Below are 24,221 nucleotides of genomic sequence, written 5' to 3'. Positions count from 1 at the left end.
AAAATAAAGAAAAAGGAGAAGCTACTAGACAAAATATCCAAAAACAAATAGCTAAGGTGCAAAGATATCATCAAAGATTATCTAATATGTGATAGAGATTTACAAGCATCATATAATCTAAGGGATTGCAAAGAATACAAAATTATCTAACGTAAAATAGATATTTGTATATGTACCGTTGGCTAGACGGGAGTTTATGACTGTGGAGCATTATATCAAATTGGAGTAGCTTTGGCAAAACAAGATGCTAAGAAGCAGTAAAAATCTCGATATGGGTATATTTGTCCATATTTTGAGTAGCAGGAAAACAACATGACAATTAGAATCATAAATTTAACTCTAGGTATTGATGAATCTAAAGATTTGTTAGATAAAAAAATAGCGAAGAAGTTAAAGCTATCAGTTGATAAAATCAGTGGTTATAATATAATAAAAGAATCACTTGATGCTAGAAAAAAACAGGATTTAAAGTTCACATATGCTATAAATATAGATTTACAAAATGAAGAAGCTTTAGTTAAAAAGCTTAAAGATAAAGATATCTTAGTAGAAAAAGAGGGATATAAAGCAGATGTTATCTGTGGAGTTGAAGAACTTAAACATAGACCAGTAGTTGTAGGGATGGGACCATCAGGTCTTTTTGCAGCATTACTTCTTGCAAGAAAGGGCTACAAGCCTCTTGTTTTTGAAAGAGGAGAAGATGTTGATGCTAGAACTATAACTGTTGATAAGTTTTGGGAAAGTGGAGCTTTAAATAAAGAATCAAATGTTCAATTTGGTGAAGGTGGAGCTGGTACATTCTCAGATGGAAAGCTTACTACAAGAATTAAAGATAACAGATGTGACTTTGTTTTAGATGCTCTAATAGAACATGGTTCACCAGCAGACATAAAATATAAAGGGAAACCACATGTTGGGACTGATATTTTAAAAGGTGTTGTTAAGAATATTAGAGAAGAAATTAAATCACGTGGTGGAAAGGTTCACTTTAACTCAAAAGTTGAAGGAATAACTAGAGAAAATGGAAGAGTTAAAAGCGTTATAGTTAACGGAGAAGAAATTCTTGCAGATGAAGTTATTTTTGCTATAGGACATAGTTCAAGAGATACATATAAAATGTTATTTGAGAATGAAGTGTTTATGGAAGCAAAGCCTTTCTCTATAGGGGTTAGAGTAGAGCATCCACAAAAAGGAATTAATGAAAATCAATATGGACCATATGCAACTCATCCAAAACTTGGAGCGGCAGAATATAGATTAGTTTACCAAAGCAAAGAACTTGGTAGAGCTGTATATTCATTCTGTATGTGCCCAGGAGGAGTTGTAGTAAATGCAGCTTCAGAAGATGGAAGACTTTGTGTTAATGGTATGAGTTATCATGCTAGAGATAAAGATAATGCTAACTCAGCACTTGTGGTAACTGTTGGACCAAAAGATTATGGTAGTGACCACCCACTTGCAGGAATGGAATTCCAAAGAAAATATGAAGAACTTGCATTTAAAGTTGGAGGTTCAGATTATAAAATACCAGTTCAACTTTTAGGTGATTTTATGGAAGATAGAGTTACTACAGAACTTAAAAGTGTAGTGCCATCAGTAGCACCTAATCATGTATTTAGAGATTTAAGAGAATGTTTACCTGATTATGTTGTAACAGCAATCAAGGAAGCGGTTCCAGATTTTGAAAGAAAAATTGAAGGGTTTGGTCATGCAGATAGTGTACTTACAGGGGTTGAAACAAGAACTTCAGCACCGGTAACACTTAAAAGAGATGAAAGACTTCAAAGCATTTCACTTGAAGGGTTATACCCAGCAGGAGAAGGTGCAGGATTTGCTGGTGGAATTATATCAGCAGCAGTTGATGGAATTAAAGTTGCAGAAAGAATTATAGAAAAGTATGCACCTATGAAATAGTGAAAAGAGACAACGCTAATTAATTTAGTGTTGTCTCTTTTTTTCCTACAATAAATCATAATTTTTGGGAAAATCAATCACAGGGATTGATTTATCACTTGCATATTTAAGAATATAATTTTTTATATCTCTAGATTCAATAGAGTACTCTGAAAGCAGTATAAGTGGCTGTGAATCAGTAAATTCTAATCTGAATTCTCTAGAAATAGACTCTAGGCTTTCACTTGCCATGATTTTAACTTCACTTAAAGAATTAAGGTTATGTTCTGAGTAGGCTCTTGTATCAGGTAATTGTTCGAATTTTATATTAAGTGATTTAACATATATTTTTTTCTCTGTTACAAGATAAATAAAGAAAGCATAATGAGAAGAATGAGTTAGATTATAAAACATACCATTAGTCTCCATAGCCCTTTTTATAACTGGCACTACAATTTTAAATTTAAAATCATCAGTATTGATTTCATTTTTAAAATTATCAATAAGTATGCTATTTATAATAATCTCATTTCTGTGTATAGTTTGTCTTTCTTTTAAAATAGATAAATCAATGTTTTCATCTGCAAGAGATGGGAAACTTTTAATTTTAGTAAGTGTTAGGCAGACAGATTCTTTTTTTATCAAATCAAGTTTAAAGTCTATATAATCATCAAATTGAGAGATATGTTCTATAACATATTCTTTTTCATTCCAAAGTTCTGTTAGTAAAAGAAAATAAAGATTTTCAGTATTTGAAATACCACTTACATCTTTTAATTTTTCGAAAATTATTTCACCATATTCATTGATTAAAATATGAAATTTATATAAATCTCTTTTGTGTACAGCTTTTGTTATAGTTTTAAATTTTAGCATTAGGAACCTCCAATTTATAAAGTTAATATTCATATTATAACTCATAAAAAAATATAGTTTTTTATATAAAAATTCAAATTATATTTCTAATGTTACTTTTAGTTGATAATCGTTTAATAAGAATATTTTTTGACTCTAAAAGTAATAGTAAAACTTCTTTAAGTTTTCTTGAATCATAATCTTGGTTTTGAAAAATTCCGATATCTCTAAAATGACTAAATGTAATTACCATATTCCTTGAAAAATCAGAATAATGTCTTGGGCCAACAAAGCTTATAAATTTAATATCATTTAAAGAAAATTCTTCTGAAGAAATTTCCTGATATTTAAAATCAAGTTTTTTAAAATATATTTTATCTAAAGTAATAATGTAAGCGTGGTAACAAGTGCGAGAATCATTAGATTTAGATTGTATTAGACCAGTAGAATCTCTAAACTCTGTTTTTCTTTTTGAAAAAGAATTTAGAAGGATTTCATAGAAACAATCTTTGAGGTTAAGTTCTTTTTTGAATTTATTTAGTAAGATATTATTGATAATAAGTTCATTTATATAATTTGATTCTCTTTTTTTTATAATAGAATCCTTTTCATTAGTAGGAAGGATTTTAAAAAAGTCATGTATTTCTGGGAGTGAAAGTGATTTAGCTTCTAGGCTATATTTATCAATATTACAATTTATATAGTCGATTAAAGTATCATATTTTTTTAGTTTATAAGTTTCTGTATTCCAAAGGTTATAAAAAAGTAAAAAGTAAGTATTTCGAATTATTTGAGTATCTAATACAGTCGATTCAATTTTATTTAGAATGTTAAGCCCTTCTTTAGTAAGGAGTAAATGGAATTTGAATAAATCTTGATCGCTTATAATTTGGGTGAATTTTTTTAGTTTACACATATAGTAAAACCTCCAATAAATGCTTGTTTTAGGATAGTATAGTACTAGAATCTCAAAAGATAAATGTTGGGAAAATAAATTTATATCAAGAAGAATAGCCAATGTAAGCGATTTCAGTAAGGTAAATGCAAGATAGATGAATACTATCTAAAAATAACACTAAAATAGTAAAAGAGTCATAAAATAATCACAAAAAAAGAATGGAAAAATTTGATAAAAAAGTTTAAATTTGATAAACTTATAAGTGGAATGAAAATTTTGAGAAAAAGATAAAAACTTATATAAGACAAAGGGTTAAGGGGTGCAATAATGAGTAAAAATTTTGAGGATTTATTTAAGAAGTTAAAAGAAGTAGGTAAAAAAACAGTTTCTGTTGCTGTAGCACAGGATAAGCCGGTTTTAGAGGCTTTAAAAGAGGCTAGTAGAATGGGAATGGTAGATGGTATTTTAGTTGGAAGTGAACCAGAAATAAGAAATATTTCAAATGAAATTGATTTTGATTTATCAGATTTTAGAATAGTAAATGAACCCAATATAGCAAAAGCTACACTTGAGGCAGTTAGACTTGTATCCTCTGGGGAAGCTGATATGGTAATGAAAGGTTTAGTTGATACAGCGACATTTTTAAGAAGTGTTTTAAATAAAGAAGTTGGTCTTAGAACAGGAAAGCTTATGTCACATGTATCTGTATTTGATATAGAAGGATATGACAGACTTTTATTCTTAACAGATGCAGCTTTTAACACATATCCAGATTTGAAAGCAAAAATTCAAATTATAAATAACTCTGTAAGTGTTGCAACTGCTTGTGGGATAAAGATTCCAAAAGTAGCAGTAGTTTGTGCAGTAGAAGTAGTAAATCAAGATATGCAGGCAACAGTAGATGCAGCTTTGCTTGCTAAGATGAATGATAGAAGGCAAATTAAAGGGTGTTTAGTTGACGGACCATTTGCTTTAGATAATGCTATTTCAATAGAGGCAGCAGAGCATAAGGGTGTTAGTGGAGACGTTGCTGGTAGAGCTGATATAGTTCTTTTGCCTAATATAGAAACAGCGAATGTTATGTATAAGACTTTAACAATGCTTTCAAAAACAAGAAATGGTGGATTACTTGTTGGTACTTCAGCTCCAGTTATTTTAACATCAAGATCAGATAGTTTTGAAGTTAAGGTTAATTCAATAGCAGTGGCAGCACTTGTTTCATCAAAATAATTAATTTATAAATTTATGAGAGAATTTATTGGGGGGGAATTTAATATGGGATATAAATTATTGGTCATTAATCCAGGTTCAACATCTACTAAAGTAGCAGTGTATGATGATACAAAGGAAGTATTTGAAGAAACTTTAAGACATCAATCAGAAGAAATAGCTCAGTATGCAGAGGTAGCAGATCAGCTAGATTTTAGAAAAGGATTGATACTTGATATTTTAGAAAAAAATAATTTTGATATTAAGAGTATAGATGCAGTTGTTGGTAGAGGTGGAATGTTAAAGCCTATCGAGGGTGGAACTTATGAAGTAAATACTTCAATGGTTGAAGATTTAAGAATAGGGGTTCAAGGACCACATGCGTCAAATCTTGGTGGAATACTTGCTAAAGAAATCGCTGATTCAGTAAATGGTAGAGCATTTATTGTAGACCCAGTTGTTGTTGATGAACTTTCAGAAGTTGCAAGAGTTTCAGGTTGTCCTGATATTCCAAGAAAAAGTAAGTTCCATGCTTTAAATCAAAAAGCTGTTGCTAAAAGATTTGCAAAAGAAGTTGGAAAAAGCTACGAAGAGTTAAATCTTATAGTCGTGCACATGGGGGGAGGAGTTTCAGTTGGGGCTCACAAACATGGAAAAGTTGTGGATGTTAATAATGCACTTGATGGAGATGGTCCATTTTCACCAGAAAGAGCTGGGGCGGTTCCTGTAGGAGATCTTATTAAGTTATGTTTTAGTGGTAAATACTCTGAGAAAGAGGTTTATGGAAAGATTGTAGGTAATGGTGGTTATGTAGCTTATCTTGGTTTAAATGACCAAAGAGAGGTTCAAACTAGAATTGCACAGGGGGATAAAAAGGCAGAAAATATATACAATGCATTTATGTATCAGATATGTAATGCTATTGGGGAGAAAGCAGTAGTTTTAGAGGGTAAGGTTGATGGAATAATCTTAACTGGTGGAATTGCTTATAGTGAGATGGTAGTTGATAGAATTAAAGCTAAAACAGAGTGGATATCAAAAATTACTGTTTATGGTGGAGAAGATGAAATGCTTGCGCTTGCTGAAGGTGCTTTAAGAGTACTAACTGGCGAAGAAAATGCTAAGGTTTATGCTTAAAATAGAATAGTGCCTCTTTGGGGGCACTTTTTAAATACTATAGTTAGTTAAAAGTTTAACAATTAATTTATTTAAAAAAAGAATGTATGGGGGATATATATTTATGAGTTTTATGACTATTAATGATAAGCAAATTGAGTTTGAGGGAAAAGAGTCAATTTTAAAACTTGCTAGAGAAAATGGAATCGAAATTCCAACATTATGCTTCTTAGAGGATTGTGCAAATATAGGACAATGTGGTGTCTGCTTAGTTGAAATAGAAGGACAAGAAAGACTTGCAAGGGCTTGTGCTATGAAGGCTAAGGAAGGTATGGTTGTAAAGACTAATACACAAAGGGTTACAGATGAAACAAAAGCAGCTGTTACAGTAATATTAGATAAGCATGAATTTAAATGTGGACCTTGTAGCAGAAAAGAAAATTGTGAGTTTTTAAAGCTTGTTATAAAAACAAAAGCTAGAGCTACAAAACCTTTTAAAGTAGAAAATAAATCAGATTATGTAGATGATAGAAGTAGGGCAATTACATTTGATAGAAGTAAGTGTACTGTTTGTGGTAGGTGCGTTGCAGCTTGTAGAAATTATACAAAGACAAACTCGATAAAGTTCCATAAGGTTGAGAATGAAAGAAGAGTTGGGGCAGATGGGCTTAAATGTTTTGATGATACTAATTGTTTATTATGTGGACAATGCGTCATAGCTTGCCCTGTAGATGCACTTAAAGAAAAGTCACATATAGAAAGAGTAAATGATGCTATAAATAATCCTGATAAACATGTTGTAGTTGCCATGGCACCTGCTGTTAGAGCTTCTATGGGGGAATTATTTAAAATGGAGTTTGGGACAGATGTCACAGGAAAACTTTATACAGTTTTAAGAGAACTTGGTTTTGATAAAATATTTGATATAAACTTTGGTGCAGACCTTACCATTATGGAAGAGGCTAGAGAGCTTTTAGATAGGGTTAAGGAAAATAAAAACTTACCTATGTTTACGTCTTGCTGCCCATCTTGGGTTAGACAAGTTGAAAAGTTTTATCCAGAACTTAAAAAGAATCTTTCAACTACAAAGTCACCACAACAAATATTTGGTGTAACATCAAAAACTTATTATCCAAAGCAAGAAGGACTTAATGCAGAAGATGTATTTACAGTAACTATAATGCCTTGTACATCTAAAAAGTTTGAAGCTGATAGAGAGGCATTTGAATTTGAAGGTAGAAGAGATATTGATGCAGTTATAACAACTAGAGAACTTGCGAGAATGATAAAGGATAAAAAGATAAAGTTTTCAGACCTTGAAGATGGTACATCAGATTCACTAATGAGTGAATATTCAGGCGCTAGTGTTATTTTTGGAAGTTCAGGGGGAGTTATGGAATCGGCACTTAGAACAGCTAAAGACTTTATTGAAGGTGATACTGAGATTGTGACTGAATTTACACAGGTTAGAGGGTATGAGGGAGTTAAAGAATCTATTGTGAAAATTGGTGATATGGATCTAAAAGTTGCAGTTATAAATGGTGCTGCAAATCTTTCTGAATTTATAAAAGCTGGAAAACTTGAAGAGGGATATCATTTTATAGAAGTTATGGCTTGTCCTGGTGGATGTATTAATGGCGGGGGACAACCTCACTTAACAGCACTCGACAGGGCAAAAATTGATATAAAAAGTGCAAGAGGAAAGGTTTTATATAATCAGGATTTAAGTCTTCTAAAAAGAAAAGCACATCAAAATCCAGAGATTATAAAATTATATGCGCAGTTTATGGGGAAACTAGGAGAATATAAGGCTCATCAATTATTGCATTATTCTTATGATAGAGAATCAAAACATTAAATTTTAGTTAAGTACTTTTAATTTGGATTTTATAAGGGTAAATTTAATAGTATAAAGTTAAATTAAGGGAGTGATTTAAAGTGATAGCAATATCAGCAGAGATTGTAGCTAAAAGATATACAGGGGTGGATATAAAGGTTAACAATGGAGTAAGGGATTTTGGGGTTAATATAGATAAAAAGAAATTAACTTATGAAGAGTTTAGAAGTATAGATGGAGCAATAGAAGTTAGAGTTTATACACTTATTAGAAATTGCTGTACAGGAAAACCACTTGCAATATTTCAAAGTGGAAGAAGTGAAAAAGATACAATTGAAATTAAAGAACTTATAGAGAGTATAGATTCTTTAATTAGTAAGGAATTAAAAGAAATTTTATTATAAAAATATATAATTTAGGAAGGGAAGTAGGTATATATGAGCTATTTCCCTTTCTTTTTTCATATACTTTAATAATAGAAAAAAGGAGTGTGTGTGGTATGGAAGCAAGTAATGTAACAGTTATGGGAAATGAAGTATTAAGCAAAGCTTATATGATAAGAAATTTTGGTGAAGAAGCTTATAAAAAAGCAGATGAGATAAAAAGTTTAAATGTTGATTGCTATGAGATAAATATATTTACAGGTATGTTAGATGAAAGATCACTACATAAGGAGATTGTAGATTTTGTTGGTAATCCTGCATTCATAGATTTAAGCCTTTTAAGAAATGATAAATTATTATCTAAAAATGATTATAAAGATATAGAAGTTGGTAATAATCAAGATAGAAAAAGAATATTGAAATTAGCATATAAAAATTCAAAAGGTATTTTAGATTTTAAGTTACAGGAGTTTATGTTAGAACAGATGGAGTGGCTTGATGATTATTCATTGTATATGTCTGCAAGGGAGTTTATAAAAGTTGACTCTTTTGATGAATGGAAAATATATAAAGGAAATCATCCGGAAAATGTAGATAAGATAAGAAATGACTTTGAAGAAGAAATTAATTATCAAATTTTTGTTCAGTATGAATTTCATAAGCAATGGAGAAATTTAAAAAATTATTTTGGAGATTTAGGAATTAAAGCTAAGAGAGTTTTAAAAGTTTTTTAAAATATTTTTGAAAAATAAAAGGTGATTTAATATTTTGTAGAAAATATTAAGTAAAAGTTATGAATAAAAGGGATAGTATATGTTAGTAGTGGACAAGGATTGTTTGTACTAACAAAGAGAATTTATGAAGATATAAAATATAATCTAGAATTACAGAAGTAGTAAAGTTTTTTACTACTTCACTTTTATAACAAAATACTTTATTATGATAAAGTAATGAAATGTTTGGATAGACATATATATAATCAGAAGGGGAGAGAGTTATGGAAGATTTTAAGTCAAAGTTAAAATGTAGAGAATTAGATTATTTCTTTAAAGCAATACTTGCTTTAGAAACACAAGAAGAGTGTTATAGATTTTTTGAAGATGTTTCTACTATCACAGAAATAAAAGCTTTATCACAAAGATTACAGGTAGCAAAAATGTTAAATGATAAAAAAACATACATAGAAATTGCAAGCATAACAGGAGCATCAACAGCAACTATAAGTAGAGTAAATAGAGCTTTAACATATGGTAGTGAGGGATATAATTTAATTTTAGAGAAAATAGATAAATAAAATAAATATACAGAGGGCGAAAAATGTCCTCTTTTTCTTTTGTAAAATTTTTTAGCAAAGTTTATAATATAAAAGATAGCAAAACAAGAGATTAAGGTAATTATAAAATACTAACAGTTAGAAGAGGTGAGGAAAATAAGTATACTTATTGTAGATGATGAAATAAAAATAGTAGAAGTTTTAGAAGCATATTTAAATAAAGATAATTTTAAAGTTTTAAAAGCTAATAATGGAATTGATGCTTTAAAATTATTTGAAGAAAATAAAGTAAGTTTAATTTTATTAGATCTTATGCTTCCTGATATGAGTGGAGTAGAGGTTTGTAAAAAAATAAGAGAAGAAAGTGATGTTCCAATAATAATGGTGTCGGCTAAAAATGAAGCTGAAGATAGACTTGCAGGATTTGAAGTTGGAGCAGATGATTATATAGCAAAGCCATTTTGTGCAAAAGAGGTTGTGGCAAGGGTTAAGGCTGTTTTAAAAAGAACTGAAAAGTGTTCAGATAAAGATATTTATAGTTTTGATAATGAGGAACTTATTATTAAAGCTAACAGTCATGAGGTATTACTAAAAAATGAACCTGTGATACTTACTGCAACAGAGTATAAAATACTTTTAAATTTAGCGAAAAATCCCAAAAGGGTTTATAGTAGAGAACAACTTTTACTACTTGCTTTAGGGGATGAAAATGATAGTTATGATAGAGTTATAGACACTCATGTGAAAAACCTTAGAGGTAAGATAGAGGAAGATAGTAAAAAACCAAAATATATAGTAACAGTTTATGGAGTTGGGTATAGGTTTGAAGGGAAAAAAGATTAGAAGTTTAAAATTTAGAATGATTTTCCCAACAGTTGTGATGGCAGCAATCATATCAACAGTAAGTTTGATTTTATTTAAGTGTTGTTTTGATGAGGCTTTTACAAGTTATATGAGAGAATGTTTTCAGAATAAATCTTTTTCTGTTCAGGGACATAATGAATTTTTAAATTTAGTTGCTGAGATTATAGTATTACTTGGAATTATATTATTTATTTCTTATGTAATTATAGGTTGTATATTGTCAAATGCTATAGGTAAGCCTATACTTTATATAGAAAATAAGGCTAAGGATATTATTAATGGAAATTTAGATGAACCTATAGAAATAGGAACTAATATAAAGGAACTGAGAAGTCTTACTGATACTATAAATAAACTTAGTTCAGATTTAAGTCAGCAAGAAAAAGTTAGAAAGCAGTTAACGAGTGATATAGCACATGAAATAAGAACTCCAATAACTAATGTGAATTCACATTTAGAGGCAATTATAGATGGCGTTTGGGAAGCAACACCTGAAAGACTTGAAAGTATAAAGGAAGAGGTTGAAAGGTTATCACAAATAGCCTTAGATTTTGGACAATTGTGTTCTTATGATGATAAAAGAATTATTTTAAAAAGAAGTAAGGTTAACATAAAAACTCTTTTAGAATATAATGTGGAAAGTTTTAGGGCACAAATGCTAGATAAAGATTTAAAAGTGGTTGTAAATGGAGATGCTATTGAGGTTTTTATTGATAAAAATAGAATGGCACAAGCATTTGTAAATCTTATAAGTAATGCAATAAGATATTCTAATGTTGGTGGAAGAATTGAAATAACAGTAGAAGAGAATAAAGGGAATGTTCAAATTTCTGTTGCTGATGAGGGGATTGGGATAGGAAAACAACATATACCATATATATTTGAGCGACTATATAGAACTGATGAGTCTAGGGCAAGGGCAACAGGTGGCTCTGGTATTGGGTTAACTATAACTAAAAGTATAGTTGATGCTCATGGTGGGAAAATATTTGTTAGAAGTAAAGAGGGGCAAGGAAGCATATTTACAATAACGGATTTATAATATGGAAAACGGTTAAGCAAAATCTGCTTAACCGTTTTTTATATAAAAATTATTTTAATTCACTAATTTGTTTTTTTACTTGGAATAATTCATCTTGTACAACTTTAAGTTTATCTTTGTTTGAAGCAACTCTACCTTGAATATCTTCAATAATTGTTTGGTAGTTCCCGATTATTTCTTCTGATTTATCACTAGGTCTAACTGAGAATAATCTTTCTTTAAATTCTTCTAATTTGCCAGAGTCATTACTTATAAATCCTCTAAGTTTAACTATGAAGTCTTCTTTGTTTTTACCAAGTGTTGTTAAGAAATCTAATTGCTTATCATTTCTTGAACTTTTAATTTCATCAAAGTATTCTTGTCTTAAAGCATAGAAACCATCACGAACTTCTTTAAATTCATTAACGATAGTTTCATTAGAATCACTTCCACAGAATCCAACTTTAAAGAATTCTTCACTAATTTCTTTTATTATAGCAGAAGCATTTTTCCAGTTTTCATTTACATAAAGCTCTTTAACTTTTTCAGTAAGTTCTTTTCTTTTTTCTATGTTAGCTGAATAACCAGCTTTCATTTCATCAAAGAAAACTTGTCTTGTTTGGAAGAAGTTATCTTTAGCAGCTTTGTATGCAGCTGAAATTTCATCATTTTCTTCTTTTCCTGAGAATCCAATTGTTTTGAATATTTCAGTAAGTTCATTAAATCTAGTAGTAGCATCTTTCCAGTTTTCATTTTCAGTAAGACTAGATAATTCTTCTATTAAAACTTTTTTCTGTATTCTTTTTTCAATATAAGTTTCTTTTAAAGATTCAACAGCAACTTTTCTTTCTTCTCTTAAAACATCTCTAAGATCATTAAAGGCTTTATATAATGTTTGTTGCTTTGCACCAGCAAATTTAAGTTCAAAGAATCTTTCTGTTATTTTATTAATTATCTCATCTGTATTCTTAATAGCATCTGCTGCATAGTGAATTTCTCCAAGATTTGCAAGGATTTCTTCTTTTTGCACGGCATTTGCTTTAAATCTATCTTCAGCCTTATCGTAGAATTCTTGTCTTTTATCATAAAAAGCTTTTCTAGCTTTATTCATTTCGTCATTTAATTTTGGAAGTTCAGTTGTATCAGAACAAGGAGTGACTTTGAATTCCTCAAGTAACTCATAGAATTTCTTGTTGGCCTCTTTCCAATTTTCTGATGTATTAGCAAGAACAATAATTTGCTCTATAATTTCTCTTCTTTTAACTACATTTTCTTTATCAAATTCATCTAGCTCCGTAGCAAAAGCATTGTTTAAACTTTGACCATTCTGTTTTATGTATTTCTTAAACTCTTTAATTTTCATTTTTAAATCCCCTTTCGAATTATGCGTATAGTACTATTCTAGTTCTCTAAAAAAAGTATGTCTACTATAATGTGCTATTAATGCTATTTTTTTTAGATTTACTTAATATTTATATGTAATTATACTTCAATTGCACTAAATTGAAGTATAACGACGTTTGAACTTTCAAAAATAGAATCTATAATAAAAGATATATGTTAAATTATGTGAAGATATACTCAGAATTGACAATAATTTGTTAATGGGTTATATTTATATCAACTTAGCGAAATTTGCGTTAAGGTGTCTATAATAGAGTGAGTTTATAGCCTGAAAATTATTTTGAATAATTAAGGCAGTTAAATAGAAAGATAGAATTATAAGAATATACTATAATAAAGATATTAATTTTAATTAGAGGTGACAAGATGGGAAGATTATTTGGTACAGATGGAGTAAGAGGTATTGCAAATACAGAGCTAACATCAGAACTTGCGTATGACTTAGGAAGAGCGGGTGCATATGTTTTAACAGAGGCTACTCATAAAGCTAAAATATTAGTTGCAAAGGATACCAGAATATCAGGAGATATGCTAGAATCAGCTTTAGTTGCAGGTATATTATCTGTAGGTGCAGAAGCAATAGTGCTTGATGTTATACCAACACCAGCAGTAGCGCATTTGACAAGAGCATATAATGCAGATGCAGGAGTTATGATTTCAGCATCACATAATCCAGTTGAGTATAATGGAATAAAATTCTTTAACTCAAAAGGATACAAATTATCTGATGAATTAGAAGATAGAATACAAGAAGTAATTGAAACTGGATTTAAAGGTGTTCCAACACCAACAGGAGCTAGAATTGGTAGAGAAAGCAAACTTGAAAATGCAAATGAAGAATATATAGAATATTCAAAAAAAATTGTTAAAAATGGTCTAGTTGGGCTTAAAGTAGCTTTAGATTGTGCCAATGGTGCCGCTTATTCAGTTGCAGAGAGAGCTTTTGAAGAACTTGGTGCAGAAGTTTTTGTTATTCACAATAAACCAAATGGAATAAACATAAATGAAAAATGTGGTTCTACACATCCAGAAGATTTAATGAAGTTTGTAAAAGAAAATAATTGTGATTTAGGTTTTGCTTATGATGGAGATGCTGATAGATGTTTAGCAGTAGATGAGAATGGAAACCTTGTAGATGGAGATTTCTTATTAACAATCACAGCTAAATATTTAAAAGATAGAGGCGAACTAAAAGATGATACTTTAGTTGTAACTGTAATGAGTAATCTTGGACTTATGCTTGCATGTGAAAAAGAAGGAATCAATACAGAAATAACTGCTGTTGGAGATAGATATGTTCTTGAAAATATGATAGAAAATGAATATATGCTTGGTGGAGAACAGTCAGGTCACATTATATTACTTGGGCATAATAGCACAGGCGACGGACTTGCAACATCACTTCAAATAGCTACAATAGTTAAAGAAACTGGTGAAAAATTATCAGAACTTGCAAAAGTAATGAGAGTTCTACCACAAGTACTTGTGAATGCTAAAGTTCCAAATGAGAGAAAGAACATTCATGAAATAGATGAAGAAATTAAAGCAGAAATAGCTAAGATAGAAGTTAAACTAGAGGGTAGAGGAAGAGTTCTTATAAGACCTTCAGGTACAGAACCTTTAGTAAGAGTTATGTTAGAAGGGGAAGACCAAGTTGAAATTGATAAGCTTGCAAATGACCTTGCTAATTTAATATTAGAAAAAGTTAAATAGATATATAGCAAAAGCAGTAGAAATTTTCTACTGCTTTTTTTAGCATTTTTTTTCGAGTGGTCCATAGCAATCGCTATCAAGTTTTTGAAGAATGTAGGTTAATTCTTCAACATGTTCTTTTTCATCATTAGCTATTTGAGTTAAAATTTCAATAGCTTCCTTATTATCAATTTTATAGACAATGTCTTCATAGGCTATAATAGCTTCAAGTTCACCTTTTATATCTTCTCTTAGTTTAATTAAAAGTGAAGATTGGCTTATTTTCTTTTTACTATTATGCTCATTAAGTGATTTACATTTTAGAGATATGTGGTCAGAGATTTCACTAGCTTTTTTACATTGAACTTGGTCACATTTTCTCGATAAATCTAATAACATACCATAGTGTCTTTTTTCATCTTCCATTATATGTTCGAGAGTTGTCTTAACATCATTTATAGGACAGTAGCCTAAGTGCATTTGGTAGTCGTTTATTGCCACAAGCTCACCAACCATAGCTTCTCGAAGAAAGTTTGCTAGATTTCTTGGTTTACCTTGGGGTTGTTTAGAAGTTGTATAACTCATAAAAAAATCTCCTGTAAAATATATTTATTTACTATATCTTATGAAAAAAAAGTTTTATGGTTAAATTAAGTATTTAATTTTGTTTCAAAATTTATACATTTAATCCATAAAATATGATAATATTAAAGTATATTTTATATGAGGTGTTTATTTTATGAGAAAAAAAGATGATTTCTGTAAGAGCATACTCAAGATAGGAATAATAATATTGTCTGCACTAGGCTTTTCAATAGGCATTATTTCTCAGTATACTAAGGGTAAAATAGATAATTATGTAAATGTATACAATTTAGAATTATCTAATGAGGTTTTAAAAGGATATATCAATGAAACTATTTTAGGCTGTACAATTATATTTTTTTTAGCTGGTTTATCATTTTTTGTGATAGGAATAAAAATTTCGAAAAATAAGCTTTTAAATAAAATAAGATTAATTGAGGAAGAACTAAAGTTTGTTATAATTGACGACGATTTAGATAGGCTGAAAAAATCTGATGATATAGAAGAAAACATAGATGGAATCAGACATTCGATAACAGAGTATAAAGAAAAAATGAATTATTATAGTAAGTATGATGAATTAACAGGTCTTATGAATAGACCAACATTTCTTATTGAACTAGATAAGGAAATTGAAAAAAATCCTGATAAAAAAATTATAGTTATATATATTAATATTGATGGTTTTTCATATTATAATAATAATTTTGGGTATCATAAAGGTGATGCTATTTTAAAACTTGTTGCAGATGAAATAACTAAATTTATTGATATTGATAGTGTGATAGCAAGACTTGGTGGAGATGAGTTTGCAGTGATGATTAAATCAGAAGAGCTTAACTTTGATAATAGTTCTGAGTTTGTTGAAGGACTTCTTAATCGCATAAATGGAATAAAAGATATTGGGGTTGGAGGGTTTATTTCAGCTAGTATCGGAATTTGTATAAAGGGTGATAAGGAAAAAACAGCAGCTGCAATGCTAAATAATGCATATCTTGCAATGACAACTATAAAAGAAAGACAGAAAAATAGTTATGAATTCTTTACTAGCAAAAATAAGAAGGATATAACTTTAGACATGATAGAGAGGGCACTTGAGAGAGGTGATATACAACTGCATTATCAGCCAAAAGTTAATCTGAAAACAAATAAGATTGATGGTGTTGAGGCACTTGTAAGATGGTTTGATGATGAATATGGATATATTTCACCATTTTCATTTATTAAGCTTACTGAAGAAACAGGTTATATAATTACTCTTGGAAATTGGATTTTGAATAAAGCAGTGAGGGATATCAAACAATTAAATGATGAACTTGGAACTGATATAAGTGTTGCAGTTAATGTTTCGCCTATTCAATTTTTACAAAAATCATTTGTAGGTGAAGTTGAAGTTGCACTAAAAGAGAGTGGGCTTCAAGCAAAAAATCTTGAACTTGAGTTAACTGAGAGTATAGGGATGTTTAATTCACATGAAGTTGTTGAAAAATTTGATAGAATAAGTAAACTTGGAATATCAATTGCAATTGATGATTTTGGTACAGGATATAGTTCAATAAAGTACTTAAAAGAATTTAAAATCAATACAATAAAAATTGATAGAAGTTTTATTCAAAATGGAGAAAAACATAGAAGTATAGTTAGATACATTATAGATGTTTCAAAGACTTTAGGTTTTAAAGTTGTTGCAGAAGGTGTGGAAGATTATATGCAAGCAAGGATGTTAAAAGAAATGGAGTGTGATTATATTCAGGGATATTTCTTTTATAAACCAATGCCAATCATAAGACTACGAGAGTTTGTTAAAAAGTAAGGAGAAAGAATGGATAAAGTATCTTTAAGAAAGACAATGAGAGAGAAAAGAAAAAGTATGGACCAAATTGAAAAAAATTTATTAGATAAAAACTTAAGGGAAAGGCTTTTTCAGACTGAAGAATATAAAAAATCAAAAGTTGTATTTATATATGTGAGTACATCAGAAGAGATAAATACGATAGAAATAATTAAACAATTATTTAAAGATGGAAAAGTAGTTGCAGTTCCAAGGATTATGAAGGATAAAACAATGAAAGCTTTAAAAATAAATTCGCTTGATGAATTATTAGAAGTTGGAAGTTTTGGAATACTAGAGCCAAGCTCACAGTCAGAAGATTTAAATGAAATAGTTGATTTAACAATTGTTCCAGGACTTGCTTTTGATAGCTTAAATAAAAGGCTTGGTTATGGTGGTGGATTTTATGATAGATTCTTTGTAAGATATAAAAATTCTATAAAAATTTCTTTATGTTATGACTATCAATTTGTAACAACTGTGTACCCTACAGAATATGATGTAAGTGTAGAGATGATTATTTCAAATAATCATATTGTAAATCATTTAGGAATCAATAATTAAAAGAGAAAGTAATTTTATAATTTTAATAGATTAATAATCAAATAATCTAAAATATTATGTTAGACGAAAAGTCTTTATAGGCGAAAGCCAACCATCTGAGGCTTAGGAGTTAGTGATGCTCCTATTTGAATTGATAGAAGCATAATAGCAATTAAGCATTAGATTAAATTGAAGTTAAAATAAATTAAGATATAAATTGAAGTTGATATATAAATAAAATTTAATATAATGAACTAAATATTGTAATAAATGGTTGTAAAATCCATTTATTTAGAATATAATAAATTCATAAATACGAATTTAATATAGGTCTTTTATCAAGAAAGGTGGAGGGACTGGCCCTGTGAAACCTAGCAACAGCTGACTGTATAAGTCAGAATTGTGCTAAATCCTGCAAGAAAATGCAAAAAGAGCTTTTATAGAGCTTATTTTCTTGAAAGATAAAAGAGATTGTTTTTTATTGAAAAGTAGAACTATTTCAATCTCTTATAGATTGGAATAGTTTTTTTATTTTAATCTATATTAGCTATGTTGCAACTTGTATAATTGCCACCTAAAAGAAATAAGGGGGGGCTTTTTTTTATGAGTAAATATAGTAAAGGGACAATATGTGTTCAAGGAGGCTACAAGCCAAAGGTTGGAGAGGCTAGAATATTACCAATATGTCAAAGCACAACATTTAAATATGATGATCCAGATCATTTAGCAGACCTTTTTGATTTAAAGGTTTCAGGACACTTTTATTCAAGGGTTAGTAATCCAACATTAGAAGGATTTGAAGCTAAGTTTAATGAGCTTGAAGGTGGAGTTGGAGCTGTTGCAGTATCATCAGGACAATCAGCAATTTTGCTAGCTGTACTTAATTTGTGCTCTAGTGGGGATAATATAATATCAACATCAAATTTATATGGTGGAACATTTAATTTATTTAACATTAATCTTAAAAAACTTGGGATTGAAACAAAGTTTATAAGTCCAGAGGCTACAAAAGAAGAAATTTTAGCTCTTGTGGATGATAATACAAAACTTTTTTATGGTGAGATTATAGGAAATCCAAGTATAAACATTTTGGACCTTGATAAATTTTCAGAATTATCAAAAGCATCGGGGGTTCCACTTATTGTTGATAGTACAATAGCTACACCATATTTATGTAGACCATTTGAATATGGGGCTGCAATAGTGGTTCATTCAACTACTAAATACTCAGATGGACATGCAGCTGCTGTGGGTGGAATAATTGTAGATTCAGGGAATTTTGATTGGAATAATGGAAGATTTCCAGAACTTGTAAAGCCAGATCCAAGTTATCATGGAATTAAATATGTGGAGAAATTCGCAAAGGCTGCTTATATAACAAAACTTAGGGTAACACTTTTAAGAGATTTTGGGTGTGTAATGAGTCCACAAAATGCTTTCCTTACAAATCTAGGGCTTGAAACACTTCATCTTAGAATGGAAAGACATAGTAGTAATGCACTTGCACTTGCAAGATACCTACAAAAACATGAAAAAGTAAGTTGGGTTAGGTATCCATTACTTGAAACACAAAAAGATTTTGAAAGGGCAAAAAGCTTACTACCTAAAGGTGGTTCAGGAATGCTTACTTTTGGAATTAAAGGTGGAGTGCAGGTAGCAAAAACATTTACTAAAGCACTTAAATTAACTGCATTAGTTGTTCATATAGGGGATGCAAGGACATCAATATTACATCCTGCTAGTACAACTCATAGTCAGTTAACTGAGGAAGAACAGATTGCATCAGGAGTTAGCGCTGATCTTATTAGAATTTCAGTTGGGATAGAAGATGCAGATGATATTATAAAGGACTTTGAACAAGCATTTAATACGATAGGAGAATAAATTATGACGATATATCTTTCTAAAAACATAAATGGACTTGCACCTTTATCACAGGAATATGATATAGAGGTAAGTGAGGATGAGGGCTATTGCTGCAAAAGAGTAGGGGTGCTTAATTTAATGCCAACAAAATGTGAAACAGAAACACAAATTTTAAGATTACTTTGTGAAACCTCAAATGATATTAAGGTGGAGTTTATAAGGCTTGATAGCTATAAACCAAAGAACATACCCTACGATTATTTAGTACAAAATTATAGAAGTTTTGATGAGGTTAAGGAGAGTCTTGATATTCTTATAGTCACTGGAGCACCACTTGAGAAAATGGATTTTGATGAAGTTGATTATATAAAAGAGCTTAGGGGAGTTCTTGATTATGCAAAATTAAATATTAATAAGTCTTTATTTATCTGTTGGGGAGCACAAGTTGCATTAAATCATTTTTATGGAATTAGAAAGATATTAACTGAAGAGAAAATTTTTGGAGTTTTTTCACATGAGATTTTGAATGGGGATGAAATCTTAGATGGTATAGGAAGTGGTTTTAGAGCACCACATTCTAGACATACAAAACTTTCAAAAAAGGATTTAGGAAATTGCAATAAGCTAAAGTTAATTTCTGTTACGGAGGAGGGGGAAGAACATCTTTTAAGGGGCGAATTCAATGATTATTATATACTTGGGCATATAGAGTATGATGAGGAAAGCCTAAAAAAAGAATACACTCGTGATTTAGAAAAAGGATTTAAAATAAATAAACCAAAGGGCTATTTTATTGATAATGATATAGATAAGGGAATTAATTTCAATTGGAGAGAAGATGCAATTAAGTTTTATAAAAATTTATTAAGATAATTTAAAGATTAGCTTGGAAGTTGGAACAGTGTTTAAAAGGAAATGACTAGCCTAAAATTTAGGCTAGTCATTTATATATATTAAGCTCTTTTTCCAAGGATAGTAAATCCAAAAGCTTTTGCTCCATTATTTCGTCTATAGTCTACGTAGAATGAGTAAGTAAGGCAAAGTAATAGTCCTAAGGCAAAGAACATCCCACCAATAGCTCCCCATAATATAACGTTGAGGCCTTTTTTCTTAGCTAGGTAACCTGTACCTACTACCCATGCTAGTGTTATTAAGATATTTAAAATCCACATAATTTAAATCCCCCTCAAATTAGTTTTTATCTTTCGTTTGTTTATATATTTATTATAGTAAATAAATATAATGAAAACCTAAACAAGAAGTAAATTAAATGAAAACAAATTCATTTAAATTTACAAAAAAATTTATTTTTAGGAAGTTATTATAAAAGATAAATTAAAATAAAAAAATGACTGCCATAATTGGCAGCCATTTAATATTTAAGGCTAAGTTTAAATTAAACTTGCTCTCTGTTATCTATAACTTGTTTGATATTTGTTAAGAATGTAGCGAATGGCATTGAACCCTCGTCATCATTTTTTCTACTTCTTACTGAAACTTCACCGTTAGCTTCTTCTTTTTCACCAACAACTACAATGTAAGGAGTTCTCTCAAGTCTAGCTTCTCTTATTTTGTATCCAAGTTTTTCTGATCTGTGATCAACATCAACTCTAACACCATTGTATTTTAAGTCTTTAGCAACTTTGTCAGCATAATCAGCATATTTATCTGATAATGGAAGAACTTTAACTTGAGTAGGTGACATCCATGTAGGAAGTGCTCCTGCATACTTTTCTATAAGCATAGCAAGTGTTCTTTCATAACAACCAATTGAACTTCTGTGGATGATAAATGGTCTTTTCTTTTCTCCATCTTTACCAACATAACTCATATCAAATCTTTCTGCTAAAGCAAAGTCAATTTGAACTGTGATGATTGTATCTTCTTTACCATGAACGTTCTTGAATTGGATATCAAGTTTTGGACCATAGAAAGCAGCTTCATCATCAGCTTCTTCAAAGTCAATTTCAAGGTGATTTAACATCTCTCTCATTAAGTTTTGTGTTGATTCCCAAGCTTCTGGCTTGTTGATATATTTATGAGTATTTTTTGGATCCCATTTTGAGAATCTGTATGTGATATCATTCTCTATTCCAAGTGTTGTCATAACATATTTGATTAAATCAACAACATCTTTAAATTCATCTTCTAATTGATCAGGTCTAACAACTAAGTGACCATCAGCAAGTGTGAATTGTCTAAGTCTTATAAGTCCGTGCATTTCACCTGAAGCTTCTTTTCTGAAAAGTGTTGATGTTTCAGCATATCTCTTTGGAAGATCTCTGTAACTGTGTTGCTCAGCTTTATATATTTCATATTGGAATGGACATGTCATTGGTCTTAAACCAAATACTTCTTCATCTTTTTCTTCATCCCCAAGTATGAACATACCATCTTTGTAGTGATCCCAGTGTCCTGAAACTTTGTAAAGGTCACTTTTAGCTAAGATAGGAGTTTTTGTTAAAAGGTATCCTCTTCTTTCTTCTTCATCTTCAATCCATCTTTGAAGTACTTGCATTGTTTTAGCACCTTTTGGCATTAATAATGGAAGTCCTTGACCAACTAGTTCACTTGTTGTGAATATTCCAAGCTCTCTACCAAGTTTGTTATGGTCTCTTTTTTTAGCTTCTTCAACTGCTTCTAAGTACTCATCCATTTCAGCTTTCTTAGGGAATGCTGTTGCATATATTCTAGCAAGCATAGGATTGTTTTCATTTCCTCTCCAGTATGCTCCAGCTGTTCTAAGTAATTTGAATGCTTTGATTCCTTTTACTGATAATAAGTGAGGTCCAGCACAAAGGTCTGTGAAATCACCTATTTGGTAGAATGATATAATAGCGTCCTCTGGAAGATCATTTATAAGTTCTACTTTGAAAGGTTCATCTTTCATGAAATCTAAAGCTTCGCTTCTTGATTTTGTGAAGAATTTAATTTCTGGGTTTTCTTTAACTATAGCTTTCATTTCTTTTTCGATAGCTGCAAAATCAGCTTCTGAGAATGAATCTTCTTTTAAAAAGTCATAATAGAAACCACCATCTATTGAAGGTCCTATAGCAACTTTAACTTCTGGGTGAAGTCTTTTAACAGCATAAGCCATAACGTGTGATGCTGTATGTCTGAAAGCATCTTTACCTTCTTTTGAATCCCATGTACATATTTCAAGTTCAGCATCAGCTGAAACTTTGTGTCTTAAATCTTTAACTTCTCCATTTACGATTCCGCACATAGCATTTCTAGCAAGACCCTCACTAATAGCTTTTGCGATATCTAATACTGAACTGTTTTGTTCAACTTCTTTGATTGAACCATCTTTTAATGTAATTTTAATCATATTAAAAACTCCCTTTTTTATATATTTTTATATCGGGGCGAGTATCCTTTAAAATAAAAAAAGCCCCCGTCGCTTTTCTATTTCTAGAAAAGGGACGAGAGATTCGAAAGATTCCCGTGGTTCCACCCAATTTGTACAATACTGTACCACTTAAATAGCTTTAACGCAGCATCTGCGGACTGGATTAGAGTCACTCCGAGGTAGTTTTCAACAAAAATCATCTAAAATACTCACAGCAAATGTATTTCTCTCTGAAGATTCATTTATGTTTACTCTTCTCATCAACGTATTCATTAATCAAATTATAAGACTATTAATAATGACTGTCAACAAATAATTTCACAAAATATCAAAAAAATATCCATAGTTTATTTAGATTAAATGTATAGCTACTAAATATAGTATGCTATAGAAATAAAAAAGTGATATAAGCATTTTAGCAATAGATTAAGTTTTGAATAAAGAACATTTATCTTAGAAAATAACTCGTATAATTGTAAAAAAATAACTTATAAATTAAAAATAAGAAATAAAACTATTGCATTTTACAAATTATAGATATATAATTAAATTACGACATGCAGTCGTGGCGGAATTGGCAGACGCGCTAGACTAAGGATCTAGTGTCCATTACGGACGTGAGGGTTCGACTCCCTCTGATTGCACCATCAGAGAACCTTGGGGATTGTTAGAAATAACAGTCCTCATTTTTCGTTCTAAAACAAAAATATCCAAAGGCTAGAAAAGTCTTTGGGTATTTTATATTTATAAAGATTTTTCTTTATCAATTGCTGTTTGAAGAATAAAATCTTCTAATCCTATAGTAGAGTAGTGATGATTACCCATTAAAAAAAAGATAAGCTCTGTATTTTTGTAGCCTTCTTTATATAAAAATAATGAGTCTTGAATTTTTTTTCGGCTACTTATTGATAGTCCTAATATTTCATTTATCAAAAAGATAGAGTAGTATGTTTTTGAAAAAGTAGAATAGAGCTTGTCTTGCATTTCAAGTTTATATTTATAATCAGTTATTTTATCTCTATGAGGTCCATTTATGCTTCTGTGATGAGTTCTACAAAGATACTTATAGTTAAGGTTAAAATTTAAACCACCGCGGGTTCTGTAAACAATATGATGAATATCACCTTTTGCATTACAAACTTCACAATTCATAGGACAACCTCCTAAAATATTCTTAATATAACGATATCATATTATGAGTATGCATAAAAGAGAGTGAGTATTAGTGATTAACAGATTAATTTAAAAAAATTAATAAAATAATAAAATAGTGTTGACAGAATATGATTATGGGGATATAATTACTAATATAATCAAGCGGACAACTTGTCTGTGGGAATGCAAAGTATGTAAGTTTTTAATATGTATCTTTAGCTCAGTTGGATAGAGCAACGCCCTTCTAAGGCGTGGGTCTGGGGTTCAAATCCCTAAAGGTACACCAACTTTGGGATATCGCCAAGCGGTAAGGCATCACACTTTGACTGTGATATGCGTAGGTTCGAATCCTGCTATCCCAGCCAACTTTGCGGGTATAGTTCATTGGTAGAACGTCAGCCTTCCAAGCTGAATAGGTGAGTTCGATTCTCACTACCCGCTCCA

At 30.2% G+C, this 24,221-nt stretch carries 21 protein-coding genes, 4 tRNA genes, 1 riboswitch and 1 other annotated feature; of the genes, 18 read left to right on the top strand and 7 right to left on the bottom strand.

What is annotated here, in order from left to right:
* The first annotated feature begins 312 nt into the window (after positions 1 to 312).
* On the top strand, positions 313 to 1,914 hold the full coding sequence (locus Q0V24_RS13460) for an NAD(P)/FAD-dependent oxidoreductase (RefSeq protein WP_297522309.1): 1,602 nt from the start codon (positions 313 to 315) through the stop codon (positions 1,912 to 1,914).
* A gap of 45 nt (positions 1,915 to 1,959) precedes the next feature.
* Here the strand turns inward: Q0V24_RS13460 and Q0V24_RS13455 are convergent, their stop codons facing one another.
* Together Q0V24_RS13455 and Q0V24_RS13450 are read right to left on the bottom strand one after the other, a co-directional pair.
* Complete coding sequence (locus Q0V24_RS13455; protein ID WP_297522308.1) at positions 1,960 to 2,769, bottom strand: hypothetical protein; 810 nt, start codon at positions 2,767 to 2,769, stop codon at positions 1,960 to 1,962.
* 73 nt (positions 2,770 to 2,842) lie between these two features.
* Positions 2,843 to 3,664 carry a hypothetical protein gene (locus Q0V24_RS13450; protein ID WP_297522307.1) on the bottom strand — a complete coding sequence of 274 codons (822 nt, stop codon included), beginning with the start codon at positions 3,662 to 3,664 and terminating at the stop codon, positions 2,843 to 2,845.
* 309 nt (positions 3,665 to 3,973) lie between these two features.
* On the opposite strand from Q0V24_RS13450, the gene ptb reads away from it, so the two are divergent.
* The 8 genes from ptb (at position 3,974) to Q0V24_RS13410 (ending at position 11,370) form a co-directional block, all read left to right on the top strand.
* Entirely contained in the window at positions 3,974 to 4,876 is a 903-nt protein-coding gene (gene ptb, locus Q0V24_RS13445; protein ID WP_297522306.1) for a phosphate butyryltransferase, read from the top strand.
* Positions 4,877 to 4,921: 45 nt separating this feature from the next.
* The gene (gene buk / locus Q0V24_RS13440; protein ID WP_297522305.1) at positions 4,922 to 5,992 is read left to right on the top strand and encodes a butyrate kinase; all 1,071 of its coding nucleotides are present in this window, start codon (positions 4,922 to 4,924) and stop codon (positions 5,990 to 5,992) included.
* A 103-nt stretch (positions 5,993 to 6,095) separates the two neighbouring features.
* Positions 6,096 to 7,829 carry a ferredoxin hydrogenase gene (locus tag Q0V24_RS13435; protein WP_297522304.1) on the top strand — a complete coding sequence of 578 codons (1,734 nt, stop codon included), beginning with the start codon at positions 6,096 to 6,098 and terminating at the stop codon, positions 7,827 to 7,829.
* Positions 7,830 to 7,909: 80 nt separating this feature from the next.
* Positions 7,910 to 8,212, top strand: coding sequence for a hypothetical protein (locus Q0V24_RS13430; RefSeq protein WP_297522303.1), 303 nt, complete (start codon positions 7,910 to 7,912; stop codon positions 8,210 to 8,212).
* A 95-nt stretch (positions 8,213 to 8,307) separates the two neighbouring features.
* Complete coding sequence (locus Q0V24_RS13425; protein ID WP_297522302.1) at positions 8,308 to 8,925, top strand: 4-alpha-glucanotransferase; 618 nt, start codon at positions 8,308 to 8,310, stop codon at positions 8,923 to 8,925.
* 263 nt (positions 8,926 to 9,188) lie between these two features.
* Positions 9,189 to 9,485 carry a YerC/YecD family TrpR-related protein gene (locus tag Q0V24_RS13420; RefSeq protein ID WP_297522301.1) on the top strand — a complete coding sequence of 99 codons (297 nt, stop codon included), beginning with the start codon at positions 9,189 to 9,191 and terminating at the stop codon, positions 9,483 to 9,485.
* 135 nt (positions 9,486 to 9,620) lie between these two features.
* Positions 9,621 to 10,307 carry a response regulator transcription factor gene (locus Q0V24_RS13415; protein WP_297522310.1) on the top strand — a complete coding sequence of 229 codons (687 nt, stop codon included), beginning with the start codon at positions 9,621 to 9,623 and terminating at the stop codon, positions 10,305 to 10,307.
* Positions 10,288 to 11,370 (top strand): HAMP domain-containing sensor histidine kinase, encoded by a 1,083-nt coding sequence (locus Q0V24_RS13410; RefSeq protein WP_297522300.1) that lies wholly within the window; start codon positions 10,288 to 10,290, stop codon positions 11,368 to 11,370. Before Q0V24_RS13415 ends, Q0V24_RS13410 begins: the two co-directional genes overlap by 20 nt.
* 49 nt (positions 11,371 to 11,419) lie before the next feature.
* Here Q0V24_RS13410 and Q0V24_RS13405 read toward each other — a convergent pair whose 3' ends face one another.
* Positions 11,420 to 12,712, bottom strand: a complete 1,293-nt coding sequence (locus Q0V24_RS13405; RefSeq protein WP_297522299.1) for a DUF349 domain-containing protein — start codon at positions 12,710 to 12,712, stop codon at positions 11,420 to 11,422.
* A gap of 407 nt (positions 12,713 to 13,119) precedes the next feature.
* On the opposite strand from Q0V24_RS13405, the gene glmM reads away from it, so the two are divergent.
* Entirely contained in the window at positions 13,120 to 14,466 is a 1,347-nt protein-coding gene (gene glmM, locus Q0V24_RS13400) for a phosphoglucosamine mutase (protein WP_297522298.1), read from the top strand.
* Positions 14,467 to 14,505: 39 nt separating this feature from the next.
* On the opposite strand, the gene Q0V24_RS13395 is transcribed toward glmM, so the two are convergent.
* Positions 14,506 to 15,030 (bottom strand): ferritin-like domain-containing protein, encoded by a 525-nt coding sequence (locus tag Q0V24_RS13395; protein WP_297522297.1) that lies wholly within the window; start codon positions 15,028 to 15,030, stop codon positions 14,506 to 14,508.
* 154 nt (positions 15,031 to 15,184) lie between these two features.
* Between Q0V24_RS13395 and Q0V24_RS13390 the strand changes: the two genes are divergently transcribed.
* From Q0V24_RS13390 to Q0V24_RS13375, 4 genes are all read left to right on the top strand, one after another.
* Entirely contained in the window at positions 15,185 to 16,843 is a 1,659-nt protein-coding gene (locus Q0V24_RS13390) for a bifunctional diguanylate cyclase/phosphodiesterase (RefSeq protein ID WP_297522296.1), read from the top strand.
* Positions 16,844 to 16,852: 9 nt separating this feature from the next.
* Positions 16,853 to 17,425 (top strand): 5-formyltetrahydrofolate cyclo-ligase, encoded by a 573-nt coding sequence (locus tag Q0V24_RS13385; protein WP_297522295.1) that lies wholly within the window; start codon positions 16,853 to 16,855, stop codon positions 17,423 to 17,425.
* A gap of 311 nt (positions 17,426 to 17,736) precedes the next feature.
* Positions 17,737 to 17,872: riboswitch (SAM riboswitch) on the top strand.
* Positions 17,873 to 18,007: 135 nt separating this feature from the next.
* Positions 18,008 to 19,288, top strand: a complete 1,281-nt coding sequence (locus Q0V24_RS13380; RefSeq protein WP_297522294.1) for an O-acetylhomoserine aminocarboxypropyltransferase/cysteine synthase family protein — start codon at positions 18,008 to 18,010, stop codon at positions 19,286 to 19,288.
* A gap of 3 nt (positions 19,289 to 19,291) precedes the next feature.
* Positions 19,292 to 20,143, top strand: a complete 852-nt coding sequence (locus Q0V24_RS13375) for a homoserine O-succinyltransferase (RefSeq protein ID WP_297522293.1) — start codon at positions 19,292 to 19,294, stop codon at positions 20,141 to 20,143.
* Between the two features lie 80 nt (positions 20,144 to 20,223).
* On the opposite strand, the gene Q0V24_RS13370 is transcribed toward Q0V24_RS13375, so the two are convergent.
* Together Q0V24_RS13370 and thrS are read right to left on the bottom strand one after the other, a co-directional pair.
* Positions 20,224 to 20,442 carry a hypothetical protein gene (locus Q0V24_RS13370; RefSeq protein WP_297522292.1) on the bottom strand — a complete coding sequence of 73 codons (219 nt, stop codon included), beginning with the start codon at positions 20,440 to 20,442 and terminating at the stop codon, positions 20,224 to 20,226.
* Positions 20,443 to 20,666: 224 nt separating this feature from the next.
* Positions 20,667 to 22,601: a threonine--tRNA ligase gene (gene thrS / locus Q0V24_RS13365; protein ID WP_297522291.1), complete on the bottom strand. Its 1,935-nt coding sequence runs from the start codon at positions 22,599 to 22,601 to the stop codon at positions 20,667 to 20,669.
* Positions 22,602 to 22,688: 87 nt separating this feature from the next.
* Positions 22,689 to 22,895, bottom strand: a binding site (T-box leader).
* 286 nt (positions 22,896 to 23,181) lie between these two features.
* Between thrS and Q0V24_RS13360 the strand changes: the two genes are divergently transcribed.
* A tRNA-Leu gene (locus Q0V24_RS13360) sits at positions 23,182 to 23,269 on the top strand.
* Between the two features lie 97 nt (positions 23,270 to 23,366).
* On the opposite strand, the gene Q0V24_RS13355 is transcribed toward Q0V24_RS13360, so the two are convergent.
* The gene (locus Q0V24_RS13355; RefSeq protein WP_297522290.1) at positions 23,367 to 23,774 is read right to left on the bottom strand and encodes an HNH endonuclease; all 408 of its coding nucleotides are present in this window, start codon (positions 23,772 to 23,774) and stop codon (positions 23,367 to 23,369) included.
* 212 nt (positions 23,775 to 23,986) lie between these two features.
* Between Q0V24_RS13355 and Q0V24_RS13350 the strand changes: the two genes are divergently transcribed.
* From Q0V24_RS13350 to Q0V24_RS13340, 3 genes are all read left to right on the top strand, one after another.
* Positions 23,987 to 24,063, top strand: a tRNA-Arg gene (locus Q0V24_RS13350).
* Between the two features lie 4 nt (positions 24,064 to 24,067).
* Positions 24,068 to 24,142 (top strand) — tRNA-Gln (locus Q0V24_RS13345).
* A 5-nt stretch (positions 24,143 to 24,147) separates the two neighbouring features.
* Positions 24,148 to 24,221: transfer RNA gene (locus Q0V24_RS13340), tRNA-Gly, on the top strand.

Origin of the sequence: uncultured Clostridium sp. (assembly GCF_947039605.1) — a bacterium.
Lineage (GTDB): Bacteria > Bacillota > Clostridia > Clostridiales > Clostridiaceae > Sarcina.
Note: the sequence above shows the minus strand (reverse complement) of the source record. Positions and strands in the feature narration are given on the sequence as shown.